The 20,413-nt window shown below is 47.3% G+C and carries 20 protein-coding genes and 1 riboswitch; of the genes, 4 read left to right on the top strand and 16 right to left on the bottom strand.

The features are described from left to right. Nucleotides 1-5: 5 nt before the first annotated feature. The 4 genes from ACSF8W_RS07055 to ACSF8W_RS07040 form a co-directional block, all read right to left on the bottom strand. A complete protein-coding gene (locus ACSF8W_RS07055) occupies nt 6-851 on the bottom strand; it encodes an outer membrane lipoprotein-sorting protein (protein WP_500846237.1) in 846 nt (281 codons plus the stop codon). A 28-nt stretch (nt 852-879) separates the two neighbouring features. Beyond that, nucleotides 880-3,267, bottom strand: a complete 2,388-nt coding sequence (locus tag ACSF8W_RS07050) for an efflux RND transporter permease subunit (protein WP_500846235.1) — start codon at nt 3,265-3,267, stop codon at nt 880-882. A gap of 508 nt (nt 3,268-3,775) precedes the next feature. After that, nucleotides 3,776-4,567, bottom strand: a complete 792-nt coding sequence (locus tag ACSF8W_RS07045) for a TetR/AcrR family transcriptional regulator (RefSeq protein ID WP_500846233.1) — start codon at nt 4,565-4,567, stop codon at nt 3,776-3,778. 164 nt (nt 4,568-4,731) lie between these two features. After that, nucleotides 4,732-5,640 carry an aldo/keto reductase gene (locus ACSF8W_RS07040; protein ID WP_500846693.1) on the bottom strand — a complete coding sequence of 303 codons (909 nt, stop codon included), beginning with the start codon at nt 5,638-5,640 and terminating at the stop codon, nt 4,732-4,734. Between the two features lie 360 nt (nt 5,641-6,000). On the opposite strand from ACSF8W_RS07040, the gene ACSF8W_RS07035 reads away from it, so the two are divergent. Beyond that, a complete protein-coding gene (locus ACSF8W_RS07035; protein ID WP_500846231.1) occupies nt 6,001-7,260 on the top strand; it encodes a hydroxymethylglutaryl-CoA reductase in 1,260 nt (419 codons plus the stop codon). Nucleotides 7,261-7,774: 514 nt separating this feature from the next. On the opposite strand, the gene ACSF8W_RS07030 is transcribed toward ACSF8W_RS07035, so the two are convergent. Next, nucleotides 7,775-10,147, bottom strand: coding sequence for a Lon protease family protein (locus tag ACSF8W_RS07030; RefSeq protein ID WP_500846229.1), 2,373 nt, complete (start codon nt 10,145-10,147; stop codon nt 7,775-7,777). A 556-nt stretch (nt 10,148-10,703) separates the two neighbouring features. Here ACSF8W_RS07030 and ACSF8W_RS07025 point away from each other — a divergent pair. Beyond that, a complete protein-coding gene (locus ACSF8W_RS07025) occupies nt 10,704-11,231 on the top strand; it encodes a hypothetical protein (protein ID WP_500846227.1) in 528 nt (175 codons plus the stop codon). Nucleotides 11,232-11,376: 145 nt separating this feature from the next. On the opposite strand, the gene ACSF8W_RS07020 is transcribed toward ACSF8W_RS07025, so the two are convergent. After that, complete coding sequence (locus tag ACSF8W_RS07020) at nt 11,377-11,763, bottom strand: hypothetical protein (RefSeq protein ID WP_500846226.1); 387 nt, start codon at nt 11,761-11,763, stop codon at nt 11,377-11,379. Nucleotides 11,764-12,087: 324 nt separating this feature from the next. After that, a riboswitch (Fluoride riboswitch) is annotated at nt 12,088-12,153 on the top strand. A 139-nt stretch (nt 12,154-12,292) separates the two neighbouring features. On the opposite strand from ACSF8W_RS07020, the gene ACSF8W_RS07015 reads away from it, so the two are divergent. After that, nucleotides 12,293-12,985, top strand: a complete 693-nt coding sequence (locus ACSF8W_RS07015; protein WP_500846225.1) for an iron-sulfur cluster assembly scaffold protein — start codon at nt 12,293-12,295, stop codon at nt 12,983-12,985. Between the two features lie 132 nt (nt 12,986-13,117). Continuing rightward, nucleotides 13,118-14,119, top strand: a complete 1,002-nt coding sequence (locus ACSF8W_RS07010; protein WP_500846224.1) for a GGGtGRT protein — start codon at nt 13,118-13,120, stop codon at nt 14,117-14,119. Between the two features lie 222 nt (nt 14,120-14,341). Here ACSF8W_RS07010 and ACSF8W_RS07005 read toward each other — a convergent pair whose 3' ends face one another. The 10 genes from ACSF8W_RS07005 to ACSF8W_RS06960 all read right to left on the bottom strand — a co-directional run bounded on the left by ACSF8W_RS07005 (nt 14,342) and on the right by ACSF8W_RS06960 (nt 20,355). Next, complete coding sequence (locus ACSF8W_RS07005) at nt 14,342-15,193, bottom strand: GNAT family N-acetyltransferase (RefSeq protein WP_500846222.1); 852 nt, start codon at nt 15,191-15,193, stop codon at nt 14,342-14,344. Between the two features lie 126 nt (nt 15,194-15,319). Continuing rightward, nucleotides 15,320-15,769 (bottom strand): hypothetical protein, encoded by a 450-nt coding sequence (locus ACSF8W_RS07000; RefSeq protein ID WP_500846221.1) that lies wholly within the window; start codon nt 15,767-15,769, stop codon nt 15,320-15,322. A 187-nt stretch (nt 15,770-15,956) separates the two neighbouring features. Further along, the gene (locus tag ACSF8W_RS06995; protein ID WP_500846219.1) at nt 15,957-16,322 is read right to left on the bottom strand and encodes a hypothetical protein; all 366 of its coding nucleotides are present in this window, start codon (nt 16,320-16,322) and stop codon (nt 15,957-15,959) included. 26 nt (nt 16,323-16,348) lie between these two features. Further along, nucleotides 16,349-16,609, bottom strand: coding sequence for a hypothetical protein (locus tag ACSF8W_RS06990; protein WP_500846218.1), 261 nt, complete (start codon nt 16,607-16,609; stop codon nt 16,349-16,351). A 177-nt stretch (nt 16,610-16,786) separates the two neighbouring features. Beyond that, a complete protein-coding gene (locus ACSF8W_RS06985; protein WP_500846216.1) occupies nt 16,787-17,302 on the bottom strand; it encodes a hypothetical protein in 516 nt (171 codons plus the stop codon). Between the two features lie 218 nt (nt 17,303-17,520). Further along, entirely contained in the window at nt 17,521-17,880 is a 360-nt protein-coding gene (locus tag ACSF8W_RS06980) for a hypothetical protein (protein WP_500846214.1), read from the bottom strand. Between the two features lie 125 nt (nt 17,881-18,005). Next, the gene (locus ACSF8W_RS06975) at nt 18,006-18,452 is read right to left on the bottom strand and encodes a hypothetical protein (protein ID WP_500846213.1); all 447 of its coding nucleotides are present in this window, start codon (nt 18,450-18,452) and stop codon (nt 18,006-18,008) included. A 90-nt stretch (nt 18,453-18,542) separates the two neighbouring features. Further along, entirely contained in the window at nt 18,543-18,917 is a 375-nt protein-coding gene (locus ACSF8W_RS06970; protein ID WP_500846211.1) for a hypothetical protein, read from the bottom strand. 46 nt (nt 18,918-18,963) lie between these two features. After that, nucleotides 18,964-19,338 (bottom strand): hypothetical protein, encoded by a 375-nt coding sequence (locus ACSF8W_RS06965; protein ID WP_500846209.1) that lies wholly within the window; start codon nt 19,336-19,338, stop codon nt 18,964-18,966. Between the two features lie 9 nt (nt 19,339-19,347). Further along, nucleotides 19,348-20,355, bottom strand: a complete 1,008-nt coding sequence (locus ACSF8W_RS06960; RefSeq protein ID WP_500846208.1) for a hypothetical protein — start codon at nt 20,353-20,355, stop codon at nt 19,348-19,350. Nucleotides 20,356-20,413 lie beyond the last annotated feature (58 nt).

Here is a 20,413-nt window from a genome sequence, read left to right as displayed (position 1 = left end):
CCTGCCTACCTTGCTCGCTTTAAACTCTGCTGGCTAAAATCTCGGTCAGACAGCCCGGTTTGGAACTGTAAGTCTTCGGTCGTCAGCGTGGTTTTCTTGCCCGTCTGATGGTTAGTCATCACCATTTTGTGGGCGCGCCAATATTTGCCCAGATACTGCTGGTATTCAGAGAACGCCAAGGTTTTTAGCAAGGCTTGGCGGCGATCATAAAAGTCCATTTTCAACGGACGTAAATGGGTTTTATCCAACCACACCACTTGACGGGTATAACCGGAGTAATCGTCTGTTGGGATCTGCTCCAGCACGTAACTGGCTTCGCCGTTGATCGTTGCGTCGTTAAGGTAGGTAAACGTGTATTTTTCCAACTCAAACGAACTGAGATCTTCATACGCAAACTCACTGCCCATGAAGGGGCCGGATTTGTTGCGTGAAGCAATGCGCTTCACGCGCTTGAGCGCAGGCAGATAGAGCCATTGATCATCCGGTTTTGCTGTGTGGGAGAAGTTTAAGAACGCGGTACCTTTTACATCACGCGGTTGGTCAAACACGGTTAAACCTTTGTCGCCATCGTCAGCTACTTCCAAGCTTTTGATCCGCAATTTGCGCTCACTGGTTTCGCCGTGGGCGTTTTCTAACACCATACTCAGGGTAGCGACAGAATCCTGCCAACCGGTATCCAGTGCTTTACGTTCTTTGGCGATGGTGAGACCACGGGTGGATGCAGAGGCTGTCGCGGCGATTTCAACAGCCGTTTGGGGCTGCTCGGCATGTGTGATAGCCGGCCATGCCAATACGGTACCGAACAGTCCTAACAGAGCAATGTTTGTCGTTGTTTTGGTTCTTGTTTTCATCCGTACTTTCAATATTGCTTTCATCGGTTCATCCTTGTTTGATGGTGACAGAAGACGCGGCAGCGGCGGCAACAGTCTCTCTGTCATCAGACTCTATTTCAGCAAGCGCTTCGTTCTGGGTGGCATAATGTTTGCGATCAAACATCAAGAGCACAGCAGGCAGCACGATAAAATCCACCACCAACGCAATGCTGATCACCAAGGCACTGAGCAAGCCCAAGTCTGCATTGAGGCGGAAGCTCGACATTGCCAACACCAAGAAGCCGGACACCAATACGGCCGTGGTCACCCACAGCGCTTTGCCGACCGTGCGGAAGGCGTAACGGATCCCCGCTTCTACGTCTTTCCCTTGGCGGCGGGCATGCTGGTATTTGGTCAGGAAGTGCACGCAGTCGTCCACCACAATGCCGAGTGTCAGGGTCACGACCACCGACAAGCCCAAGTTTATTTCCCCTGATATCAACGCCCATGCGCCAAAGCCCAATACCGCTGGCACCAAGTTCGGGATCAAACTGATCGCCCCTAAATGCCATGAACGCAAGGCGCCAATGAGTAGCAGCGAGATAAACACCAAGGTCACGGGCAAGGTCTGCAACATGCTGGTCATGTTCACTTCCCCAATGTGGGAAAACATCAGGTTCGGGCTAGACGCTAACACGGTGTACTGCGGGGCGTGATCATCAAACCACTGATAGATCCGTTGCTCTAACGCCACCATGTCTTTACTGCCGAGGTTTTCGGTGGTGAGCAGGAGCTTGACCGACGACTTATCAATGTTGATTTCGTTATTCAAATCCAAGCCATAAGGCAGGGACATTTCATACAGCAGCAGATATTGGGCTGCGAGGGCTTGGTTTTCCGGTAAACGATAGAAGTTGGGGTCATCACCGTGCATGTTCATGTTCAAACGGGCATACGTATCGGCCAGCGTGGTGACATGATCGGTTTCTGGCTGTAGGCGTAACCAGTCGGTGAATGCGCCCAATGTACGAATAAACGCAGGATCATTGATGCCCTGCGACACACCGGATTTCACCGCAATGCTGATATTGGTCATACCGCTGATGTTGTCTTCCATAAAATCCGCCGCTTGACGGAAGGCATACGACGAATCGAAATATTCAATACTGTCATCGTTCACGCTGTTTTGGGTTAACAGCACGGTACTGATACTCACCAACACCACGGCACACATTAAAATCCCGCGATAACGCACAATCACCCAATCGGCTAACCAGCCAAAACTGCTGAATGCGTTTTGCTCTTCCGCATCCGGCTGGGGCTTCACTCGCAATGGCAGCACTGCTAACATCGCGGGTAGCATGGTAATTGCCAGCACAAACGCAATCACGACCCCGACCGCCGACAAATTCCCCATGTCACGTAAAACGGGGGAATCTGACGCATTCATCATCAAGAACCCAACCGCCGTAGTGAGCGAGGTGATCAACAGCGCCATGCCGTTGGTACGCAAACTGTGTTTAATGGCATCGGTTTTACTCATGCCTCGGCGCATTGACTGCAGCACTAAGGTGATCACATGCACGCAATCAGCCACCGCCAATGTCATGATCAAGGTCGGGACATTGACCGTGCCGTTATTCAAAAACTTACCTGCCCACCCCAGCAAACCCAGTGTGGCCGCCACTGTCGCAATGATCACCACCAAGGTGGCCACCACCCCATTCACCGAGCGCAACATCACGCCCAGTAACACCAGTACCACCAAAAACATCAACGGCACCAAGGTACTGCCATCAGCCATCGCGGCTTCGGCAAACGCATAATTCAACGCAATAATCCCACCAAGGTGAAAGAGTACCTCTGGGTGCGCGTGCTGATAGTCGGCGGTCAGATCTTTCACGAACTGGTGGATCTCTGCGACCAAGACGGTTTGGTCACCGGCTGGCAGTTGCAACGTCACATTGATCACCGCCACATCGCCTTTTTCTGATACCAGCAGGTTTTTCAGCCGCGGTTCATTCGTGGCAATCGCTTTGACTTGTGCGATCCGCAACGGGGTTAATGCCCGCCCTTCAAACAACAAATCTTCCACCAGCAAGTCGTCCCCATCGGCAGAAGTATGCTGATAGTTCGCGATAGAATCGACCCGGCTGGAATACGGCGTTTGCCACGCCGTCTCCGTGATATCGCGGATCATGGCCAAATACGTCGGCGTAAATACCGTGCCGCTTTCTGGGGCAACGACGATAGAAATGGTATCGGTTTTATTGAAGGTTGCTTCAATTTCCTGAAAGGCTTGAAGCTGAGGGTTATCGGCATCAAAGAAAATTTGATAGTCACCGCGAAAGTAGAGGTTTTTCATGCCTAATGTGGCGAGGATGATCGCCAGCAAGGTCAACAACAGCACGGTTTTGGGGTAATCGACGGGAATGTCGGGTATTTTTAACTTCATCACGCTCTCCATTTGTGACGTTTCGTCAAATACCTTGCGATAAAAACCGGATTTCTCCGGCTACAGCTCCTTTGCAAAGCATATTCTCCACGAAAGAGCCCCATCATTGCGGCTCTTCCGTCTTGTATTCATCGTCATCATTGCGAGGTTACCCTTCGGTGCATCGCATTTTATGACGATTTGTCAAAAGTGACAGATCGTCATAATAGAGGATAAAAACGACAGATCAAGCACAATTTCGCTGTCAAAATCATCAATAAGCATGCATGTTGCGCGTTAATGACATTTAGAGGAGGGAGAAAATAAGCGACTGACTGGCACCACCATGCCGAGTCAATACGTGCCAAGGCGCGAGATGCGAGATGCGAGATGCGAGATGCGAGATGCGAGAAAAGCTAAGGCATCAAATAGGAAGGACAAACAAACACGTCAGCCATTACGCAACGTTACCTAATGGCAGAACAAAGCGCTCTCTAAATAAATGGGTAAATAAAGGGCTAGAAAACGGTTACTCCGCGCGATCAAATTGTGCGTTGAGCAACGCCACTTCTGTCGCAAACGCTTCTTCTTCGATCCGCTTCCATGATTGGAAGTAGTCAAAATCTGCCGACATCGGCTGCCAACGTAAGCCATCTAGCAATAAACTGGCATTTTGTAGAATGGAATCATTCTGCGCGATACGTGACACACAGCAGCTTTTGCTGGCGTTATTCATTAAGGCATTTGAGCCAAACGCCATCGACCAGTTGGCGAACACCACACTGTCACGGTTAAACCCTTTCGGGAGGACCAAGGCGCCGGATTCTAATCCGTTCGCTAAAAATTGATCGCTGATCCCCACCAGTTCCTCTTCTAACGCAGCGAACTGTGCCAACCGCTCTTGAGAGCTTTTTTCGATGACAAACGGGGTACGACTGGTTAACACACACAGGGATAAGACGGGCTCTAAGCGAGTAAATAACGAGTAGCCCACATGCATGGCAATCACTTTTTCACGGCTGTTACCGTCAAAGGCTAATGCACGGCGAAAGAGTTGAATTTCTTGCTTAAAGGCCTGCGCAGCCAGTGCGGTCACCAAATCTTCTTTGCTGATAAAGTGATTGTAAATCGTCCCTTTCGAATAGGCACTGGCGGCAGCAACCTTGTCCATCGTGAGGTGGGCAAAGCCTTCTCGAATGACGATGGCTTTCGCTATTTCCAACAACTCGGCTTCCCGATCAATAATCGCTTGCTGCTTTTTGCTCAACGCCTGCACAGCGTGTAATCCGTTATCCGCTGCATTCCCTGCTTGCCTCGCCATGGCGATCACTCCTCGATAGATACCCCCGCGTTATAGCATGAAATGCCGATAAAAACACGCTTGGTCAATAGCATAAAGGGGGTGATGAGACCACCACATCAACGCACAAAAAACAAAAAAGGCCTCATCAGAGGCCCTTCAAAATTGATGGCTATGCGTACCGACTACGGCACACCGTGACCTTTTGAAGCCACCCACACGCGATACCACTGTTCGCGCGTCAGTGTAATATTCAGCGCATCGACTGCAGCTTGTACACGCCCAATCTTACCAGAACCGATAATCGGTAACGGCTGAGCAGGTAAACGGCGTACCCACGCATAAATCACCTGATCAATACTCGCTGCACCGACTTCTTCACGGATAGCTTCCAGTTCATTGCGTACGTGCACGGCTTGTTCACTTTGACCCGAGAAAATCTCCCCACCCGCCAGACATGACCATGCCATCGGCTTAGTGCGTTTCATCTGCAAGTGATCCAAGGTGCCATCGTGTGCGACCTCGATATTCAGCGGATTAATTTCCACTTGGTTGGTCACCAACGGCGCATCAAGGCGTGATTGCAGTAAGTCGAACTGTGACGGTGTGAAATTAGACACACCAAAATGGTTAACCTTACCCTGCTGTTTCAGCTCGGCAAAGGCTTCTGCCACTTCGTCGGCATCCATTAGCGCATCAGGACGGTGGATTAACAACACATCAATATTCTCTACGTGCAGACGAGACAGTGAGTTATTCACCGACTCGATGATGTGCGCTTTGCCCGTATCGTAATGATTAATTTTGCGGTCAGCAAACTGGCTGGAGCACAACTTAATGTCGCATTTGGTGACGATTTCAATCTGATCACGCATGCTTGGCTCTAGCGCCAATGCTTCACCAAACAGTTGCTCGCACGAATAGTCGCCGTAGATATCGGCGTGATCGACCGTGCTGATCCCTAATTCAATATGCTGCTTCAGGAACGTTAATCGCGCTTGCGGGGTCATGTCCCACACACCTAAACGCCAATATCCTTGCACCAGTTCAGAAAACTGCGGCCCATTCGGGGTCAGGGCTACTTTTGCCACCATCGGGATCTTGCTCCATATTCGTATTAACAACAGGCATCCATCCTAGGTATATCCTCCGCAGACTTCAAGGGGCAGTATGTAGAGTGACGATTGGCTCACAATTGATGCACTGTTAACGTCACGCTTCTCCACGTATTCAGACCATCGTTTCCCCTCAAACTGTTACAGTGTGTGACAAAAAAGACGCTTAGAGCCGGTAACAAAACAAACCTTTTCCTTTACTTTCAATCAATTAGAATCAACCCCATCCAGTAAGCCCCATTCAACCGCGGTCAGCCTACAGCAAGGCGGATCTGGCAGGATCAGTGTTTTCCGTCCTGACAGGTAGAATCCCGTCATCGTTGTTAAAGAAAGACTGCTATGCCTAAGCTTAACCAACACCGCAGAAACACCATGACCGCGCTCGTGAGCGATCTCTCCTGTACCGAGTTAGCCCAACGACTGGGCCCCGATCACACCCCGGTCATCAAACGACAGCCGCGCACCCCTTACCTCACGCCAAAAGCGGTAGAAAAACGCTGGCAGATGTTGGATCACCCTGACGCGCAGGCGCAATTGTTAGATCCTCACACCCACGAGCAGATGGCGCAGTACAGCAAAAACATCGAAAACTTCATTGGTACGGTGAAGCTCCCCGTCGGCATCGCCGGCCCTTTACGGGTGAATGGCTTGTTTGCCAGTGATGATTACCATGTGCCGCTTGCCACCACCGAAGCGGCGCTGGTCGCCTCTTACAACCGAGGCTCACAATTGATCACCCAAGCCGGTGGTGCCAGCGTGATGTTGCTTAACGAGGGCGTGACACGCACCCCATGCTTTGCCTTCTACAGCTTGGCGGAAGCCGGCCAATTTGTGGCGTGGGTTGTCACCCAATACGACACTTTCCGCGCCATTGCCGAATCCACGACCCGCTTTGGTAAGCTAACCGACATTAGCGTCAACATTGAAGGCAACCATGTGTATTTGGTGTTTGAATACCTCACCGGTGATGCATCAGGCCAGAACATGGTGACCATTTCCACCAATGCGGTGTTTGAGCACATTCTCCACCACTCGCCCATTCCTCCCCTACAAGCGTTTTTGGATGGCAACTTGTCGGGTGACAAAAAAGCCACGGCACAAACGTTGCGCAGCGTACGTGGGAAAAAAGTGACCGCAGAAGTAAACATTGAGCGGAATTTGATTGAAAAAATGCTGTTCACCACGCCGGAAAAAATGGCGGACTTTACCCGTATGACGACGGTGGGCGGCACGTTAAGTGGCAGTATCGGTATTAACGCCCATTACGCCAATGCGCTCGCGGCGTTCTATATTGCCTGCGGCCAAGATGCAGCCTGCGTGGCGGAATCCGCCGTGGGAATGACTCGCATTGAAGTCAACCAACATGGTGGCCTGTATGCGTCTGTCACCTTGCCCAATTTGATGATCGGCACCGTAGGCGGCGGCACCTCATTGCCGAGCCAAAAAGCCTGCCTGGATTTATTGGGGTTACACGGTCACGGAAAGTCCCAAGCTTTAGCGGAAGTTTGCGCCGCCCTGTGTCTAGCAGGAGAGCTGTCTATCGTTGGCGCCTTCTGTGCGGGGCACTTTTCACGGGCGCATCATAAGTTAGCGCGGTGAGGGAAGGAGCGCTTATTTTAAGCGCGAGGGACTAGTTTTTAGGGACGGGGAACGAGGAAAAGCAAAACCAAGAGCAAATAACGCAAACGGCTTCGCTTACTTATACCCAAACCACCCTCTCACGACCAGCCTGATCCTGTCTATTGGCAGCAAGAAAATGGCAATCACAACCAACCAAAACAACACACCGGGATAAAGGGCTACGGGAAACATACCGTCAAACAATTCACTGGAGGCGGCAATGAGTGTTGTTAGCAAAATAAGAGGGGCAAGTAGTGCCGAATACTCAATATGGGGGTGTATGGTTGCTACATTGGGAAATAACACGAAGAATAACGTAAATATGATCGTCCATAACAGTATATAAATACATTTTTTCTTCATTATCTACGCCTTGTCATTCATGATAACTCACTGAAAGTATTAGTATATCATTTTACAGAGAGGCTAAAATAATGGCAGATAAAAGCCAGCTTACGCTGGCTTATAGTATGACTTCTGGAGTGATATCCCGTTACACCCGCAACGCATTGAGCTTGAGTTGCGCTTGGCCGAGTACCGAATCAACGGGGTATGTGCCTTCGGCTGTGAGAATGCCTGTTGGTTGACGAGTAAGAATTTCAATGGCTTCCGACACATGGCTAATGGCCCAGATGTGGAACTCGCCTTTTTCCACTGCATCGACAATGTCTTTACGCAGCATCAGATTATGCACGTTAGATTGCGGTATGATCACCCCCTGCTGTGACGTGCGGCCTTTAATGGAACACACATCAAAGAAACCTTCGATTTTCTCATTCACACCACCAATGGGTTGGGCTTCTCCGAACTGGTTCATTGAGCCTGTGATCGCCACATCTTGTCGCAATGGCACTAATGCAAAGGCCGAGACGATCGCACACAGTTCTGCCATCGAGGCACTGTCACCATCGACTCCCCCGTATGACTGTTCAAACGTCAGGTGTGTCGTCAGTGGAATGCGCCGTGTTTTTCCAAATAAGGAAGCCAAATACGCCGACAGGATCATCACCCCTTTAGAGTGAATGCGCCCGCCGAGATCCACACTGCGCTCAATGTCGAACACTTCCCCGTTACCGTAAGCGGTGGTGGCAGTAATGCGGTTAGGCGCACCAAATTGATGGCTAGACGTAGAAATCACCGACAGCGCATTAATTTGTCCTATCACCTCACCGTGAGTATCAATCAGGGTGGTGCCATTCACAAAGGTCTGCATGATGTGATCACGCAAGCGGCTAACCCGTTTTTCTTGGCTCTGCAACGCTTGATCAACGTGGTTCGCGCGGATCATAGTCGCATTCGATGATTTCGCCATGTAGTTGGTTTCACGCAGCAAATTAGCGATATCTGCCGAATGCAGTGACAGTTTGTTTTGATCGTCAGCCTGTCGCGAACTGTATTCAATGATCCTTGAGATCGCTTTACGATCACAATGCAACATCCCATTATCATTCACGATGCTGGAAATGAATTGCGCGTACTGCACCTCTGCTTCGTCGGTACGGACCATTTCATCTTCAAAGTCCGCAGTGACACGGAATAATTCACTGAATTCAGGATCATAGTGCTGCAACAACTGATAGGTTTGATAATCACCAAACAAGATGATCTTCACATTCAGCGGGATCGGTTCGGGATCCAGCGAAATCGTGCCTGACAGGGTCACTTCTTTCTCAAGCGAACTGACACTCAGTTTGCGGGCGCGTAACGCCCGTTTTAACCCATCCCACACATACGGGCGCTCTAACACTTTCACCGCATCCATCAGCAATACACCGCCGTTGGCACGGTGCAAACTGCCGGCACGGATCAGCGAGAAGTCCGTAAACACGGTACCTTTGAAGGTCGCATTTTCCACGTAACCAAAAATAGAATGATAGTTAGGGCTCTCTTCCACCACGATCGGGAATTTATGGTCCGGCTGGCTCACCAACAGGTTGATCTGGTAGCGGCGCGGCATTTTCTTATCCAACGCCGCATACGCTAACGCCACTTGCTCTTCGCTTTCTTCCAAGAAAATATCAAGGTTATCCAGAATGTCGGTCTGCATGGCCTTGAGATAGGCTTTCACTTCCGGCAGGTCTTTATAAGCCAATACCAACACTTTGAAGAAGTGTGACACCACATCATTCGCGATTTCTTCATTGAGTTTTTGGATTTTATCGGAAAACTCTTCTTCCAGCTCGGTCAACTGGCGTACGATGCCGCGTAGCTGGCGTTCAAGATCATTGATGGTGTCTTCGAGCGCTTTCTGTTCTTTTTCAGGCAGTGCGGCAAAGGTGTCTTCCGTATGCGCTTCTTCACCGTTCAGAGCCACCAGCTGATATTCGCCAGTCGGAGTCACGGATAAGCTAACGCTGCGCTCTAGCGCTTCCTTGGTTAACGTGACTAACGCATTTTCTTGTTTCTGCGTCAGCTGGTTTTTCAGCTTTTCCGAGCGGCTGTAATACATCTCGTTGTCGAACGCCAAAGGAAAGGCTTTGACCAAGCGGGTCATTAACTTTTCGATGTCTTTACGGAAAGCATGGCCGCGACCGGCTGGCAATTTGAGAATCTTCGGTTTCCGTGGCTCTTCAAAGTTGGCCACATAACACCAGTCGTACAGGGTATTACCGTTACCGTTCGGATCATGCCGATTGAGGTAACGCAGCACCATGGTACGTTTGCCCAGGCCATTACGGCCGATGGCGTAAATGTTATAACCCTTTTCTTTAATGGACATCGCAAACTCGACGGCTTGCTGCGCCCTTTCCTGCCCGACAATTTCATCCAGCGGAGTCAGGTTCTTGGTGGACTTACAATCTTCAGGTAAGCCATATAAGGATGCCGTGCGATACAGTTTATCGCCGCTTAGAGATTGAATAGTCATATGGCTCCCTCCGTGAAACAACTATGATCTTCAGTGTAGTCAGAAAATGATTATCATTTAGTGACTTAACCGAGATTTAACGTGCTTAAATCCCCCAAAACCGGCGTGATTGATGGGATTTTAACCGATAATCACGTATCACCTTAATAACACTTACTCTTTATAGGGTTTATATTCCCCCGTGGGAAAAGGGATTGATCCCGATCTCGATTTCAATAAAACCGCAGACCTCATATTCATTATAACAAGGGGTAGATCGCACTCTCCCACTGATGGTATTCGCACCGCAATTCGAATCATGCATGCTGCTCGCGGCTTGATGCAGACAGATTGAATGCGGGTAGATTGAATGAGGACAAGTTTACGCTGACACCGATTAGCGTTAACGAATCCGTAAATTCCCTAAGAATCAGCCTGCAAGCCACCATAAAAACGATAATAGCAACAAACTGTTACTGACTTTATATACGATGCCTTTCCAATACACGATCTGCCTCCCTTCCCTATTTTGTTACCGCCCAACACACGCTCATATTTTTTATAGAACGGTAGGATCATGTTTACGTTTTCTCAGCACAACACGTTAACCCTTGCTGCCTTGATCGGCACACTGACACTGGCAGGATGCCAAAGCAGCCCCAAAAGCGCGGCACAAAGTCCGTTGCTCACGAATACAAAAAGCCACATCGGCTGGATCGCGGGCCAATGCTTTGCCGTTAACAACGCCACCCTAAGCGCAGGAGATACTATTCATTTCGTCGACATGCGCACGCACCAACCGCAACGCACCACCGTGATCAGTAAAGACAGCCCACAGTGCCAAACGCTAGCAAGCCAGCAACAAGCGGCGTCTAATCAGAAACAGCCTGTGTTTTATCAGTTAGATCGCCAAGCGGATGCATCTACCGCTATTGGCATGATAGGCAACCCGAACGCGCTGGCTAACTATCAGTACCAATCATGCCAATTACGCAACGGGGAGTTTTTCTACATTACCTCGCCACAAGGTTCGCTATTTTGGAATGCGGCTTACTATTCAGGCCAGGACGCGATGCCTACCTGCAGCAGTGACCTGTTCCGGTAAGCCCGAAAACGTCATGCCCATCTTAATCTAATAGCATGGCGACCCAGAGACACAAACAGCCTGTCAGGTCATGACAGGCTGTTTGTGTTTGCGGTAAGTGCGGCGGCATGAACATAAATACGAAAATAGACAGCCACCGCTGTGTTTATCGGTTTGGCTTAGCCACGTATTCATAATTCTCACCACGACGCTTGTAGTAATGATTATCGATAATGGCGTATGTCGCCCCCGCGATGATCGCAAATGTCGCGATTTCCGGTAAACGACTCTTGTGATAATGGTGATGACGCTCTTTCACGACCACGACATGTTTATGTCTTTTTTTATAATGATGATGGTGGTGATGATGTTTATGGTGGTGTTTGTGCTTATGGTGCTTGTGACCGCCATGACGATGTGCCTCTGCTATCGCAGGCGTCATCATCCCCATTAATGCCACAACCAAGACCATCACATGGCTCATCGCACGTTTTTTCCACGTCAAACGCGGTCGTACTGCCGTGACGATATTTTGATTTTTATTCTGCTGCATCGTGTTTCTCCGAACGTTTATGCTAAAAGGTTACGTATTTACTCGAGAAACAATGTTCGATTAATGTCAGTTTTCCATCAGCAAACTGTCAGCCTGTGTGGAAATATGAATAACGGGTGCTAAGTGATTGAATGGCCGATCTGAGCCGTTACATTTCCTTACATCTCACCCGCGCTTTTTTCCGTCATCCTCCGCTATTCATCAAAATTGCAATCAAGGATTGGCAATATTTGAGGGCGCATGACGGATTATTGCGTGTATAGTAAATACCAGAGCACAGTGATTAACACGGTGTTCATAGCTTGGCTGCTTACGACCTGACAGCCCGTGCTGGGAGATGATGTTCCTCCTTTAACCGCCCTCTTTTGGGATGATGACGTCTAACAACAGCGGCATGAATGGCCGAGGATAACGGTTCGCCCCCTACATGGGCGAACGGTTACGCACACCTGTGCGATGTTGTTAGTTTTCATTATCCTCCCCCATTCATTGTTCACTATCCGTTTCCCGTAAACTGTGAGAAAGAGCAATGCAATATTCCAGTGAAGTTCAAAACATGTGCACCCTGCAACGTGGACCGCAACATGCGTCTTCCCCTATTCCCGTTGAAGGCCGTTGGGTTAATCCCAAAGATGTCATTGCTATTTCAGGTGTCAGCCACGGTGTCGGCACATGCGCCCCACAGCAAGGTGCAGCTAAACTCACCTTAAATGTGAAAAACGGCATTATCGAAGAAGCCCTTATTGAAACCATTGGCTGCTCTGGCATGACTCACTCCGCCGCGATGGCGTCTGAACTGATCACCGGTAAAACCATTCTGGAAGCCCTCAACACTGACTTGGTGTGCGATGCCATCAACGTTGCCATGCGTGAAATCTTCTTACAGTATGTATATGGCCGAACCCAAACCGCCTTCTCATTAGATGGCTTGCCGATTGGCGCAGGGTTGGAAGATTTAGGCAAAGGGCTGCGCAGTCAGGTCGGTACACACTATGGCACCCGAGCCAAAGGGCCGCGTTACATGGAAATGGCCGAAGGGTATATCACCCAATTAGCCTTAGATGATCACGATGAAATCATCGGCTATCAATTTGTGAATCTTGGAAAAATGATGGAAGCCATCGGCAAAGGCGTACCTGCCGAACAAGCCATGGCAGAGGCGAAAGGCCAATACGGTCGGTTTGATGAAGCAGTGCGTACGATCGATCCTCGTCACGAGTGACGCTGTCACAACGCCACACACGCAGTATCACCACGCAACCTACGTAGGCCAGTATTCGATATTTAATACTCGGCATTCGGTATTTACACGCATTGCGCGACACCAAGATTAAGATTGATTGAGGATTTCATCATGGCTGCACTATTTGAAAGTTACGACCGCCGTATTGCACAAATTACCCCCGTATTAGACCAGTATGGATTTGCATCACTCGAAGACGCACTCACCTACTGCCAATCATACAACGTTAACCCGTACGACATCGTGAAAGAAACCCAGCCCATCGCCTTTGAAAACGCCGCATGGGCGTATGTCTTGGGCGCGGCAATTGCACTGAAAGAACAAGCCACCACCGCTGCGCAAGCCGCAGAATACCTCGGCCAAGGGCTGCAAGCCTTTTGCATTCCCGGCTCCGTCGCCGATCAACGTCAGGTGGGTTTGGGCCACGGCCGCTTAGGCGCACGTCTGCTCAGTGATGACACCCAGTGTTTTTGTTTTCTTGCGGGTCACGAATCGTACGCGGCAGCGGAAGGCGCCATCAAAATTGCGCTGAATGCCAATAAAGTCCGTCAACAACCACTGCGCGTGATCTTAAATGGCTTGGGCAAAGATGCCGCTTACCTTATCGCCCGCATTAACGGTTTTAACTATGTACAAACGCAGTTTGACTATGACACTGGCGCCTTAAACGTGGTCGAAGAACGCCGTTTCTCTCAAGGCCCACGCGGTGAGATCAATTGCTACGGCGCCGATGACGTGCGCGAAGGTGTGGCCATTATGCACAAAGAAGGGGTGGATATTTCCATTACCGGTAACTCCACCAACCCAACCCGCTTCCAGCACCCAGTGGCCGGTACGTACAAAAAAGAGCGTCTCGAACAAGGGATGGCGTATTTTTCTGTCGCCTCAGGCGGCGGTACGGGCCGTACCTTACACCCTGACAATGTGGCTGCAGGCCCTGCATCTTACGGGATGACCGATACCATGGGACGCATGCACTCTGACGCGCAATTTGCTGGTTCCTCTTCTGTGCCCGCGCACGTAGAAATGATGGGATTAATTGGCATGGGCAACAACCCAATGGTCGGTGCCACGGTGGCCGTTGCTGTCGCCATTGAACAGGCAGCGCGCTAGCCGTCTGTGTTGATTTTGAATGCTGTTTCCTTGCTTCTTGCTTGAAGTTTACACTCCAGTGTGAGTGTGCACCGACCGCCATTGCACTTCTGACGGTCGGTGTTTTTTCTTATATCTCTACGGATAAGCACTGATTTGAGTATCACACTCGCTCACCCATCCCTTGGCCATGAGGCACTCAATAACCCAGTGTCATCACGTATTAGCCCGCATTAACCCGCATTAACCCAATTCAAACGTTGTTACCCCGAAGATACGATCAAGAGCAATCTTCGGTGCATCACCGGTGTACATCCGCGCGGTCGAAAATACCGGTGTCATGCGGTATTTTTCTGCTAACGCCAGCGCAGCCCCATTCACTTCCGACACATCAAGAAACACAGGTCGACTCGCCGGCACATGGGATTTCAACGCCAGAAAGAGCACCTCCGCTTGCAATGCGTCATTGGCAAACAACGGGCCGATCTTAAAGCCGTTACGGCACGGACGTACGACGCCATATCCGGCTAGCTGACCCCGTTGCTGAATACCTAAGGCAATCGACCCCGGTTGCATTAACCATTTACGCAAAAAAGCCGTTCGCGCCACCGGAAAGCACTGTCGGTCGTAACGCTCGATATCATTAAAAGGGACCCTATCCAACGGCACCAGCGCCGAACTGCTTGGTGGTCGACCGCCCCCTAGGCCTTCAAAGCGAATATTGTTGTACGCTAACTGAAAGCCCGATTTCTGGTAATTCGGCTGCTGTTCAACCACCCCATCAAGACCAATGTTGCAGCCTTTCAAGTACGCTAACCCCGCTTGCCATAACGCCAAGCCATATCCCTTGCCGCGATATGCCGGTTTCACAATATAAAAGCCCAGAAAGCCAAAATGTGTGTCGTACTTCACCACCGACAATGACGCAATGGGCTCGTCATCCAGATAGCCCATGAGAAAGCCATTCGGATCAGCAGAATAAAACGTGTTGAGATCACGTATCCCGGGGTTCCAGCCTTCTTCCGCCGCCCAGTCGATAGCCTGCAGCAAGGCGTCACGGGTCATTGTTTCAATATGATAATTATTATTAGACATACTTTCTCCTTATATACGCTAAGGGTAGACAATGAAATGCCATCCCTCTGTATATCGCTGTGAAGTGTGTCCAAACTCTTTTATCGGGCTAGTGTGCAGAACTACCTCGGCTTTATTGCGTTACACTCACGCTGCTACGACGAATATCATGATTGCGATCGTCACCAGCACACAATGCGGAAAAGCAACGGTCGGCCGCAGCGCTTGTAGAACGTATTCTTTGATTAAGCCCATTTGACTCGGACGAGACAGGCTGTATTGGCTATTGAATTGGCAGGGCAACATGGCGTGATCATCTGTTGCTGTCGGCTCAAAGGTTTGCTCGGCACGTATTGCTTGCTCAAGCATGAGTAACCGTGGCGTTATGCGTGATTGAAAGGTTTTCCAAATAGCATCTTGCAGCCACAAAATGAGTAAAATCATAACAGCAAAGGCCGTGACGCTATTGAGCCAATAAAACGCGCACAACACGATGACACTCACTAATTTGATCACCAGTGAAGATTTTTCATACGCGTCAAACTGGTTTTGCAATAACAGCCATTCGGCTTCAAGTCCTTGTGTTTTTGTGGTCATGGTTTAGTCCATTAAAGCGATACACTCACCACTATGTGTAGACAACAGAACCCAAAAAAGCGACTAAACCGCTACATCACACCCCGTTTTCAAGAATAAGTTTCAAGAGTAGATTTCAACGAAAACCGTGAACAAGGTTATTACAAACAACAGAATGAGACAAATAAAGAACGTGACAAGAAACGAATCAATCTAAATAATTGGTAAAAACACTAAGAAAAATCAATAACATTACACCAACAAAAAAATTAATGAACATGATAAATGCCATCACCCTATCATAGGTCGAGGCTAATCTCCTTGTCGCGCTCACTGGCAACAATGGATAGCTAACATCATTGATTCGATGATTATTAAAAAATAAAATCATAGCGTATCCAGGAACACGCATACCTATACCATCCCAATCTGGACGTTCTATACCTTCTTCTCTAAATTTTTTCTCTAATCGCCTTACTGTAGTAAAATAAAAAGCGGTATAGTTAACAAAACCTATAATGAAACAAACGCTACAAATCACAACAGCAAGAAAAGTCACTTCATTACTCAACATAATATACTCTATGGAAATGAAAAACCTTATAGTGAATCGTATGCATTGCCTAAAGTATTCTGGGCAAATTTATCCGCATTTGTTGCCACAAAATATGTAGCAGTTAAACCAATTCCTATAGCAATAACCCAACCAATGGGAGTTGCTGTTAAACCCACAGTTAAAGCTAAGCCTGTAACTGCTTTCGCTGTGATCAATCCGCTCCCTAAGCTTGCACCAAAACCTCCACTTTGCACTACAGCTGTTCTTTTCCAATCTCGTCCTGATTTATAATCATTTACAATCATATTCCCTCGATTATATGCGTCATATGCGACCACAGCACGCCCACCATATTTTAGCCCCGCAGAGAGGTACTTTAAACGGGCTATTTCTTTGCTGTTACTAATAGTTATTGGTGCATCTGTTCGAGATGATTTCGCAAGATGGATTCCTCGCTGTGAATTTGATAAAGCAGTCCCTTTTTATGATTTGACTTTATTTGTTGAGTAATTAAGCTCCTGCTTAAAAACTCTTTGAAGATACTTGTGACGAACTTTAGCCTCAACTTCCAATTTAGAAACATGAAACTTTGGTAATTTGTTTTTTACCGCATCCCTAACGGCAACCAATGATTTTTCATATTCTTTCATTGCAATAATAAATCTTGACTCTTGTGCAGCTAGTAATGTAGCTCCAGCTAGATTTACCTTTTCATTATTCACCCATTGATTTAACTTCTGAGAGGCTGGAAAAAGTTCAGTTTCATAGAACTCAGCCAATCCTGACAACAAATCACTGCCTAGCTGTTGATTCAACTGGGATAAGTTTCTTCTTTGAGCAGGAGGAAGAGTCAGCAATGATTTTACATCTCTCTGCATTTGTAGCGACGGAACATCAGGCAATGCATCACGCACAATATATGGCGTACCCGCATAAACCCTACCTGATGACAAATGTGGATTATCGTCAAGAAAACTTTTTTCATCCACCATGTACATTGCAGGTTTTCATAGGACGATTACATAGGTAAATTTGTGCGGACATATTAGAACCCTAATATTTCAGATAATGCCTTATACCATGAGACGTTTTCACATTGGGCGATAAAAAAGTTATTCTCGATGAGAGTTTTAATAAATTTGCATAACAGAGATAACATACATGGCTTAGCGTGAGAAAGCTCACTGTTATGCAAAGCGAAACGTCAATCTCATTCCTAGTTAGTCAGTAATGAGATAACCACCAACAACCCCATGCACAGCGCAAAATTGGCGGTGAATAGCGTGGCAAGGAACTTATCGGTTGCCGTTGCCAATCGTCGGGTTTCATTAACCGGAATAAACGGATAATCATGACGACTCAGGCGTACAGTATGGAAAGCAAGGGCGATGGCATAATACACCGTGTACAACCCCAACCCATCGGGCACAACTTGCGGAGTACTGTGTTGATGAAAGTACCCTTCCAGTCGCCTTACGGTGACGTAGTCAAATACCAGGTAAATCACGACACCCAGCACAAGGGTGCTCATCCATAAGTGCGACAAAATATGCGCGGTTTCTGAACCCATCATCATGCATCCCTCTTTTGCTATACCGATCCCCTCATTACCCATCACAAGCGCTTTTTCCGGCTATCTGACTTACTGAAAGGCGACATCTTTACGCTATCACAGAAGATAAAAAGCCTTTTCGAGTGTTGTCACGCTTTATCATACAAATTCATTGATATTTCTCTCACTACCTTAATCCAGATTAAGGAATTGCCCGCAGGTTCTCTATACGCTTGCCCGCTGCTCATTTGCCTGTGGCACGAGCGAGACAGGGCGTATTGGTTATTGAATTGGCAGGGCAACATGGCGTGATCATTTGTTGCTGTCGGCTCAAAGGTTTGCTCGGCACGTATTGCTTGCTCAAGCATGAGTAACCGTGGCGTTATGCGTGATTGAAAGGTTTTCCAAATAGCATCTTGCAGCCACAAAATGAGTAAAATCATAACAGCAAAGGCCGTGACGCTATTGAGCCAATAAAACGCGCACAACACGATGACACTCACTAATTTGATCACCAGTGAAGATTTTTCATACTCATCAAACTGGTTTTGCAGTAACAACCATTCGGTTTCAAGTCCTTGTGTTTCTGTGGTCATGGTTTTAGTCCATTAAAGCGATACACTCACCACTATGTGTAGCTAATAGAATAAGAAAAAGCGACTAAACCGCTACATCACACCCCGTTTTCAAGAATAAGTTTCAACGAAATCCGTGAACAGGGTTATTACAAACAAAAGAATAAGACAGATAAAAAAATTGATATAAAAAATCTTCGCCATTAATCGGTCTGTACGCGTAGCGAGTCGTCGGGTCGCACTTACCGGAAGTAACGAATAATTATTGTCATTAATTCTTTTAGGAGAAAGACATAATATCATCGCGTAGCCCGGAATTCGCATCCCAATCCCGTCCCAATCAATACGTTCAATACCTTCTTGCTTGAATTTTTTTTCTAACCGTCTAATGGTTGTAAAATAAAACACAATAGCCTGACTGATTCCAAAAACGACGCCTACGCCCCATATTACAACAAGTAAAATTGCAATATCGTCATTTATCATTAGATATTACCTGTTTTAAAAATAGTCAGACATAAAACTTATCAACTCACTCATACATAAAAAGAACAACCAATATCACAACACACAATACAGCACTAAAATAAAATAAAAACGCAAGTAAGCGATCTATTTTCGTTACTAATCTCCGTGTCTCAGTCACAGGTAGCAATGGATAATTTTTGTCATTCAATCTCTGAGTGTCACATAAAATAATAATTGCATAACCAGGGATTCTTAGACCAATGCCATCCCAATCAGGCCTTGTAATCCCTTCTATTAAAAACTGTTTTTCAATACGCCTCACCGTAATAAAATAAAACAAGACAGCCATGAACATAGAAAAAATCAGACAACCAAACAATATATGATTCATAAGCTCAATGACATTATCACCAACCAAAACAAAATCTCCAACAATCAAAATTAATGCTCAGAGGCCATCATAGAAATTACCAACATATGATTGGGTCTTTTTGTCTATCTGAGTAGCCACAAAATATGTTGCAGTGATCCCAATTCCAATAGCAATTACCCATCCAACAGGTGTCGCAGTCAAACCAATTGTAATTGCAGCTGTAGTCACTGATTTTGCTGCTATCCCACCAAGATATACACTGGCCCCAAAACCAGCTCCTTGTACAGCAGCCGTTCTCTTCCAATCTCGACCGGCCTTATAATCATCAATCACCATATTACTCCGATTATAAGCATCATACGCTACGACAGCTCTACCACCATACTTCAACCCAGAAGAAACCGCTTTAAGGCGACTTATTTCTTTGCTATTACTCACTTGAATTGGTGCAGATGTACGAGAGGATTTCGCAAGACGTATTCCTCTTTCAACATTAGTAATCGCAGTTCCTTTTTTTGATTTATTTTTTAAAGAGAATTTTTCAAGCTCCTGTTTAAAGACAACTTGTAGCTTTCGATATAATTCTCTTGCTTCATTTTCTAATTTTACAAGTTGAAATTTTGGTAATCCATTCTTTGACGCAGTTCTCACTGTCTCCAATGATTTTTCATAACTCTTTAATGCTTCAATAAATCTAGAATCACGAGCACCCAATAATGTCACACCTGCACCAGCTAGATTTACCTTTTCATTATTCACCCATTGATTTAACTTCTGAGAGGCTGGAAAAAGTTCAGTTTCATAGAATTCAGCCAGTCCCAACAATAAATCACTACCTAAATGCTGATTTAACCCTGATAAATTTTTTCTTTGTACCGGTGGAAGATTGAGCAATGATTTGACATCTCTTTGCATTTGCAATGATGGTACATCTGATAATGCGTCACGAACTATGTATGGCGTACCCGCATAAACCCTACCTGATGATAGGTGTGGATTATCTTCAAGAAAACTTTTCTCATCAACCCCATGTACATTGCAGACTTTCATAGGACGATTACATAGGTAAATTTGTGCGGACATATTAGAACCCTAATTTTTCAGATAATGCCTTATATCATGAGACGTTTTTACGTTGGAC

Source organism: Photobacterium sp. 270122K (genome assembly GCF_059941365.1).
Note: the sequence above shows the minus strand (reverse complement) of the source record. Positions and strands in the feature narration are given on the sequence as shown.

Coding starts and splice junctions, on each gene's coding strand:
- ACSF8W_RS07005 (WP_500846222.1), bottom strand. CDS start 15,193: ATGTCTAATAATAATTATCATATTGAAACAATGACCCGTGACGCCTTG.
- ACSF8W_RS06975 (WP_500846213.1), bottom strand. CDS start 18,452: ATGACCACAGAAACACAAGGACTTGAAACCGAATGGTTGTTACTGCAA.
- ACSF8W_RS06970 (WP_500846211.1), bottom strand. CDS start 18,917: ATGATAAATGACGATATTGCAATTTTACTTGTTGTAATATGGGGCGTA.
- ACSF8W_RS07055 (WP_500846237.1), bottom strand. CDS start 851: ATGAAAACAAGAACCAAAACAACGACAAACATTGCTCTGTTAGGACTG.
- ACSF8W_RS07045 (WP_500846233.1), bottom strand. CDS start 4,567: ATGGCGAGGCAAGCAGGGAATGCAGCGGATAACGGATTACACGCTGTG.
- ACSF8W_RS07050 (WP_500846235.1), bottom strand. CDS start 3,267: ATGAAGTTAAAAATACCCGACATTCCCGTCGATTACCCCAAAACCGTG.
- ACSF8W_RS06990 (WP_500846218.1), bottom strand. CDS start 16,609: ATGATTGTAAATGATTATAAATCAGGACGAGATTGGAAAAGAACAGCT.
- ACSF8W_RS07040 (WP_500846693.1), bottom strand. CDS start 5,640: ATGGTGGCAAAAGTAGCCCTGACCCCGAATGGGCCGCAGTTTTCTGAA.
- ACSF8W_RS06980 (WP_500846214.1), bottom strand. CDS start 17,880: ATGATGATGGGTTCAGAAACCGCGCATATTTTGTCGCACTTATGGATG.
- ACSF8W_RS06995 (WP_500846219.1), bottom strand. CDS start 16,322: ATGTTGAGTAATGAAGTGACTTTTCTTGCTGTTGTGATTTGTAGCGTT.
- ACSF8W_RS07030 (WP_500846229.1), bottom strand. CDS start 10,147: ATGACTATTCAATCTCTAAGCGGCGATAAACTGTATCGCACGGCATCC.
- ACSF8W_RS07035 (WP_500846231.1), top strand. CDS start 6,001: ATGCCTAAGCTTAACCAACACCGCAGAAACACCATGACCGCGCTCGTG.
- ACSF8W_RS07010 (WP_500846224.1), top strand. CDS start 13,118: ATGGCTGCACTATTTGAAAGTTACGACCGCCGTATTGCACAAATTACC.
- ACSF8W_RS07015 (WP_500846225.1), top strand. CDS start 12,293: ATGCAATATTCCAGTGAAGTTCAAAACATGTGCACCCTGCAACGTGGA.
- ACSF8W_RS07000 (WP_500846221.1), bottom strand. CDS start 15,769: ATGACCACAAAAACACAAGGACTTGAAGCCGAATGGCTGTTATTGCAA.
- ACSF8W_RS07020 (WP_500846226.1), bottom strand. CDS start 11,763: ATGCAGCAGAATAAAAATCAAAATATCGTCACGGCAGTACGACCGCGT.
- ACSF8W_RS06960 (WP_500846208.1), bottom strand. CDS start 20,355: ATGTCCGCACAAATTTACCTATGTAATCGTCCTATGAAAGTCTGCAAT.
- ACSF8W_RS06985 (WP_500846216.1), bottom strand. CDS start 17,302: ATGTACATGGTGGATGAAAAAAGTTTTCTTGACGATAATCCACATTTG.
- ACSF8W_RS07025 (WP_500846227.1), top strand. CDS start 10,704: ATGTTTACGTTTTCTCAGCACAACACGTTAACCCTTGCTGCCTTGATC.